4 protein-coding genes and 2 pseudogenes are annotated in these 5987 nt (G+C 47.6%); 5 read left to right on the forward strand and 1 reads right to left on the reverse strand.

Going from position 1 to position 5987, the window contains the following annotated elements:
- Nucleotides 1-91 precede the first annotated feature (91 nt).
- A pseudogene (locus tag ACMWKK_RS25750) lies at nt 92-307 on the reverse strand (NAD(P)-dependent dehydrogenase); the annotation flags it as partial.
- A gap of 248 nt (nt 308-555) precedes the next feature.
- On the opposite strand from ACMWKK_RS25750, the gene ACMWKK_RS25755 reads away from it, so the two are divergent.
- The 5 genes and pseudogenes from ACMWKK_RS25755 to ACMWKK_RS25775 all read left to right on the forward strand — a co-directional run.
- Nucleotides 556-909, forward strand: coding sequence for a hypothetical protein (locus ACMWKK_RS25755; RefSeq protein WP_022631167.1), 354 nt, complete (start codon nt 556-558; stop codon nt 907-909).
- Between the two features lie 25 nt (nt 910-934).
- Nucleotides 935-3952, forward strand: coding sequence for a Tn3-like element IS3000 family transposase (locus tag ACMWKK_RS25760; protein WP_004199413.1), 3018 nt, complete (start codon nt 935-937; stop codon nt 3950-3952).
- Nucleotides 3953-4749: 797 nt separating this feature from the next.
- Nucleotides 4750-5130 carry a hypothetical protein gene (locus ACMWKK_RS25765; protein ID WP_001371925.1) on the forward strand — a complete coding sequence of 127 codons (381 nt, stop codon included), beginning with the start codon at nt 4750-4752 and terminating at the stop codon, nt 5128-5130.
- A gap of 57 nt (nt 5131-5187) precedes the next feature.
- Nucleotides 5188-5811, forward strand: coding sequence for a hypothetical protein (locus tag ACMWKK_RS25770; protein WP_000490639.1), 624 nt, complete (start codon nt 5188-5190; stop codon nt 5809-5811).
- 45 nt (nt 5812-5856) lie between these two features.
- Nucleotides 5857-5987 (forward strand): annotated as a pseudogene (locus ACMWKK_RS25775) (IS5/IS1182 family transposase); the annotation flags it as partial.

Consider the following 5987-nt stretch of genomic DNA (forward strand, 5'->3'; position numbering starts at 1 on the left):
CGTACGGCCCACAGAATGATGTCACGCTGAAAATGCCGGCCTTTGAATGGGTTCATGTGCAGCTCCATCAGCAAAAGGGGATGATAAGTTTATCACCACCGACTATTTGCAACAGTGCCGTAATTAATACCTTGCGCCCATTCAGGCGACCGCTTCCCTGATAGCTGTCTTCTCCATGATCGGGGCGCGGTTGCATTTTCCCCGCCAGCCCGGGAAAGGGCTGCTGCTGCTGTTGAAAAGGCGGCGCCGGAAAACGCGCAGAATTGGTTTTATTGATGGTCTTTTTTTCCTTGTTTAAGCCAGCCATTCAATTACCTCTCATTATTTATCACAAAGACTAATAAGCGTAGACCAAAATGAATGGCATGACCTATATTATCCAGCTACACTTAATTTTCTCGGAATATTACCCCCCCTACTTTCCTCTACCGTTGCGCTTATATCCCCACCAACGTTAGATTTAATTTAAACAATATTATTTGAGACTTATCCAGTTCGCAGTGTTAATAAATAGCAACCACACTTAACATTTCAACCTTGGCAAAAGGAGAACATATGAAATTATCCATAACGCCATTATTATGTTGTTTTTTATTGTCGCCAGCGCTTGCTGATGATAACGGCGGGTTGAAAAATGATACAGCTCCACCGCCAGCCCACGCTCTGGATGAAGGTTATCGTGGGACTGAAGATGCAAGAATCATGACTGTCGAACAGGCCAAAACGATGCATGACGGTGCGACCATTTCTCTGCGAGGTAATCTCATCGAGGATCAAGACGGAGACAAATTTGGGGTTCTAGGGATTTTCCGTCCAAAAACGACAAAGTGCTCTGGAGGCCCCGCCGTCTGTGGCCTCCAGAGGGGTATTACTTTTTTCGAGATCCCTATTTGGGCTCTGTTTGAGTAAGATTTAGTCTTTTTGGGCTAAATCCATGGCATTCGAAGAACGTGTCCAAATCTTGTCCGAGGCAGAACAAGATGAGTTATATGGACCCCCCGCTTTCACCTCCGCCGACCAACGCTTCTTTTTCTCGCTGAACGATAAGGAACTGGCGATCGCTAAAAGCCTCCGTCATCGGGGCCAGCGTTACATGCTGGTGGTACTGCTGGGCTATTTCAAAGCCAAGCCGGTGGTGCTGAATCCCGGCTTTCATCAGATCAAGCAGGACCTCAAATACGTTTATCAAACCGTTCTACCAGGCCCAGGCTGTAGACCCTTTAATCTCACGCCAAAAGAGAACGAACGGATTTACCAACGTGTTTTCCAGCTCTGCAACTACCAGCGCTGGAATGTCAAAGACCATGGAGCGGCGTTGAGAGATTACTTATCCCAGCAAGCCAGAGCCTGGACAGCGCCTAGGCACCTCTTCGATGCGGCCAATGAATATTGTTCGGGGCAGAAGATCGCAATCCCTGCCTACAGCACGCTGCAAAAGATCATCAGTCAGGTGGTGGGAGACGAACAGGAACACATGGCCGCGCACCTTGAGCGTGCAATGTCACGCGGTCTTAAGCAAGCACTGGCGGAGCTCGTGAACGGCACAGGTCCACTGCCGTTCCGACAGTTGCGACAATCGGCTCGTAACTTCACCGGAACCGAGTTGGAGAAAGAACTGATTGTCTATCGCCATATCCAGCATTGGATGCCGGAAGTGGATCTGCTGTTGAGCACGCTATCACTGTCGCAGAAAAATCTGCAACACCTGGCAGAGAAAGTCGACTACTACGGTGCCAAACTGAAACGTCAAACCGTAGGCAGCCAATGGCTGTATTTATTGTGCTATCTTCAAACGCGATGGCAGCAAGCGCTGGAACGTATTGCCGATGGCTTTGTGCATCATGTCAGACAGACCAAACAGAAGGCAAAGGATTATGCGCAGGAAGCGGTGTTTAAGGATTGGCAAAAAGCAGCTAAAAATGTCAGCAAGGCAGCTGAAGTACTGCACCTGTTCATTGATGACAGCATTGATCTGCAACTACCGTTTGCAACAGTAAGACAGCAAGCACTGAGCCTGCTGACCAAAAGGGATCTGGAATCTGTATGTCTCTTCCTGAACGAGCAGCGACGATCGGTCGATGAAGCCATGTGGCAGTACTGCGACGAGAAAGAAAGTCTGCGGAAAGGTTTGCTGCGAGAGTTGTTCCTATGTCTGCGCTTCGAAGGCTGCGACGGCACCCAGCACTTAGCGGCCGCCTTGGCGAAAACACAAAACGAACTCAACGGCCAGGACGCTCAGTTGCAAACTGCCGACACCAGACTCCTTTCCAAAAAATCACGTGAATTCCTGCTGGATGGTGAAGGGAATATCCTGATCGATCGTTATGAGTGGTTCCTCTATCAACAGATTCCTGATCGCCTGAATGGCCAGCTGACGCTGCCTGATATCACTAAATACCGGGCACTCGACGCCGACCTGATCGACGGGGAACATTGGCGAAAAAACAAATATACGCTGCTTCAACAGAGCCATTTTACAAAATTAGCGGAGGAGCCTGAAAAGCTGATCAAACAGATGGCCATGGAATTGGATACCCGTTTGTACGAAGTCGGCGAATATCTTGAACAGGAAGACAACCGGAATATCATCTTGCGTAATCCGCAGGGTAAACGCTTCTGGCGCCTGCCTTCGGCCAGCAAACATCATCTGGTCAACAATCCCTTCTTCCAGCAAATTCCCACAACGGGGATTGCGGATGTACTGCGCATGGTTGATCGTGACACCGGTTTCATTGACTGCTTCGCTCATGTGCTGGGTTCCCAATCCAGAAGCCGTTCCCATGAATATGACCTGTTGGCAATTCTGGTCGGCAATGCAACCAATCAAGGCATTTACGGCATGGCACAGATCTCTGATCGTACCTATGATCAGCTCAGCACTATCCAGGCGAACTATCTTCGCCTGGAAACATTGAATGCTGCTAACGACAACATCAATAACGCGACAGCCAAGCTACCCATCTTCCGGTACTACAACATCCAGGAAGATGTGATCCACGCCAGTGCCGATGGTCAAAAGTTCGAAGCCCGGCGCGAGACCTTCAAAACCCGTTATTCGTCGAAGTACTTTGGCACTCAAAAAGGTGTTTCTGCCATGACCTTGATCGCCAATCACGCTGCGATCAACGCCAGAGTGATCGGCGCCAACGAACATGAATCGCACTACATCTTTGATTTGTTGATGAGCAATACGTCAGACATCATTCCGGATGTGCTCTCAACCGATACCCATGGGGTGAACCATGTGAACTTCGCGTTACTGGATCTGTTCGGATACCAGTTTGCCCCACGCTATGCCCAGGTTGGCAAAGTGATCAATGACATGTTTGATGTCAAGGAAGACAAAGAACACCGAATTCAGCTGTGCTTAAAAAAGCCAATCAATACCCATCGTATTGCGCAGCACTGGGATACCATCCAACGGATTGCAGTATCACTTAAGCAGCGGAAAACAACGCAAGCCACCTTGGTGAGAAAGCTCTCGGAGTACAAGCGCAATCACCCGCTGCTGGAAGCCCTGACGGAATACAATCGCCTGGTGAAAGCGAATTATCTACTGTGCTACATCGATGATGCCAGTTTAAGAAACTATGTTCAGCGCGCGCTGAACCGGGGAGAGGCCTATCACCAACTGCGTCGGGCCGTGAGCAGCGTCAATGGGGATCAGTTCCGGGGCAGTTCAGACGAAGAAATCCAGCTATGGAATGAGTGCGCTCGCCTGGTCACCAATGCCATCGTTTACTTCAACTCCAGGATACTCAGCCAGCTGTTGACCAGCTTCGAATACCAAGGAGATACCAAGAGAATAGATATCGTCAAACAGGCATCCCCTGTGGCCTGGCACAACATTAACCTCAAGGGGACTTACCACTTCGAATTGAGCGAAAAATTGCCAGATCTGGAGGAGCTTATGCGCTCAATCGAGGGATATTTACCCGTCAGCGAAAAGTAATACCCCTCTGGAGGCCACGGACGGCGCGGCCTCCAGAGCACTTTGTCGTTTTTGGACGGAAAATCCCTAGAACCCCTATATGTGCATTTTATAGTCTCCAACCCTATAACCACACATTCAGTAAGCATACAACATTAGCGTCGTTTTTTGAGAATGGTTACAACTTTAGTGCTTTGTGTACAACTTTATTGTCTTCGGACAGTAGGACCCTCTAAAACCAATAGAATTTACGTAGAAACGCGTTTAGTAAAGGCTTTACTAATTACTAATGACTAACATATTAGCACTTTCAGATCTGTCAGCAATAACCCCGGGCGGCGAAATAATGAGAAGAGTTCTTCCGGAGAGCCTTTTCTTTCTATCTGATTGATTTTTAACACTTTTAAATGTCAGCTTTATGTAAACCTGTGGGATTTACTCCTAATTAAATCCCATAGTATGAAAATTAGGCATTTGCAAACCTTAATGACGTGACGTTGTCACGTAAATCAATGGAATTTAGTCTCTAGTAAAGAGTTAACTAGTGACTAACTGCCTGATCGGTGTGCTTGAACGGTGCACTTCAGGCCGGATATAAAAATTGATGAGAGATATACAGAAAATGATGGACCGGCTTAATAAGCCAGCCTTTCTTGGGATGATTGATGATGTTGAACACGCTATAAAGCGAAAATGCCCCTTTTTAACCTATAGGTTGGGCACTATGAGTAAGATACAATCAAATCGCCAGTCAGATGGCTAATTTCATTTTGACCAAAGCGGGCTATTTCAAGCGTTATCGCTGAGACGAGGCTTCAATGACAAGTACACTTGACCCATCACACAAGCAAATTGAAATGTGGCGCAGAGCTACCGGTTCCGAAGGTGGACTCAACGAATACCGCAACTGGGTTCTGGAAAATAGTATGAGATTTACAGCATACGGTATCCATACCGTTATCGTCGAAGGTGAGGCGAAGCATATAACAGCGCTTGATGATGTTACCCTCTGTAACGAGTGGGCGAAGCTTAAAAGAGAAAACAATAGGCTTTACGCAGCAAATGAAAAAATTTGCTCTGGCTGGCGTGGTTTTGTGTTGCGTTTGTTAGGAATAACACTGTCATGCAGAAAACCGGTCATCTTACTGGGGGCAGACGCGAAGAATCAAAATGATGCCGTGAAAGGGGCTGATTTGTAATTTTCAGGCGAGCCCACCGTTCTTAGAAAGCTGTTCTATGGGTATGTAAGGAAGATAATGTTCTCTGAACGCTCAGTACACTTAATCACTTCCTGTACAAAGGGCAAGAATCATCAGGGCCACGTCTGGCCGACATTGGACATAGATCCAAAACAAACCCCGGACGACGCAGCATATGCCTGGAGTAACATTGTAGACGACGCCAGAAGTAATCAGGCGGTACCGGCATTGTCCTTGTATTCAGGTAATCACTGGTCTACGGCAAAGGAAATTTTAAACTCAACCAGAAATCTGGAGTTGTGGATAATCTCTGCCGGGATGGGGTTTTTAAATAGTCGAGATCGGGTGCCCTCTTACGAGGCGACATTTCATCAAGTACCATTCAGGCATGATCTCTGGTGGAAAGCCATCACAAAATCACTAGGAAAGCATAACCGTTGCGCAACTATAAGCCAGTTAATGCAGTCCAGTCCGAATGATGAATATTTGATTGCGGCTTCGCCTGTTTATATTGCTGCTGTCCAGAATGACATCCTGAAGGGCATTGAGAGTTTGACTCATCCTCTTACGCAACTAACGATCGTGACATCAGGGGCATATGCTGGCCCACTTGAAGAATACTTAATTAAGAGTTCTTCTAGGATGATGAAAGAGCTAGGGAAGGTGCGAACAAGTTCCTGATATGAGATCATCATATTCATCCGGAGCGCATCCCAGAGGGACATCATGAGCCATCAACTCACCTTCGCCGATAGTGAATTCAGCACTAAGCGCCGTCAGACCCGAAAAGAGATTTTCCTCTCCCGCATGGAGCAGATTCTGCCATGGCAGAATATGACCGCTGTCATCGAGCCGTT

Origin of the sequence: Enterobacter sp. 01-M-03-SI-ECC, from assembly GCF_047530215.1 — a bacterium.
Lineage (GTDB): Bacteria > Pseudomonadota > Gammaproteobacteria > Enterobacterales > Enterobacteriaceae > Enterobacter > Enterobacter chengduensis.

Bases quoted from the DNA above. Each gene is read 5' to 3' on its own strand.
- ACMWKK_RS25765 (WP_001371925.1), top strand. From the start codon at position 4,750: ATGACAAGTACACTTGACCCATCACACAAGCAAATTGAAATGTGGCGC.
- ACMWKK_RS25755 (WP_022631167.1), top strand. From the start codon at position 556: ATGAAATTATCCATAACGCCATTATTATGTTGTTTTTTATTGTCGCCA.
- ACMWKK_RS25760 (WP_004199413.1), top strand. From the start codon at position 935: ATGGCATTCGAAGAACGTGTCCAAATCTTGTCCGAGGCAGAACAAGAT.
- ACMWKK_RS25770 (WP_000490639.1), top strand. From the start codon at position 5,188: ATGTTCTCTGAACGCTCAGTACACTTAATCACTTCCTGTACAAAGGGC.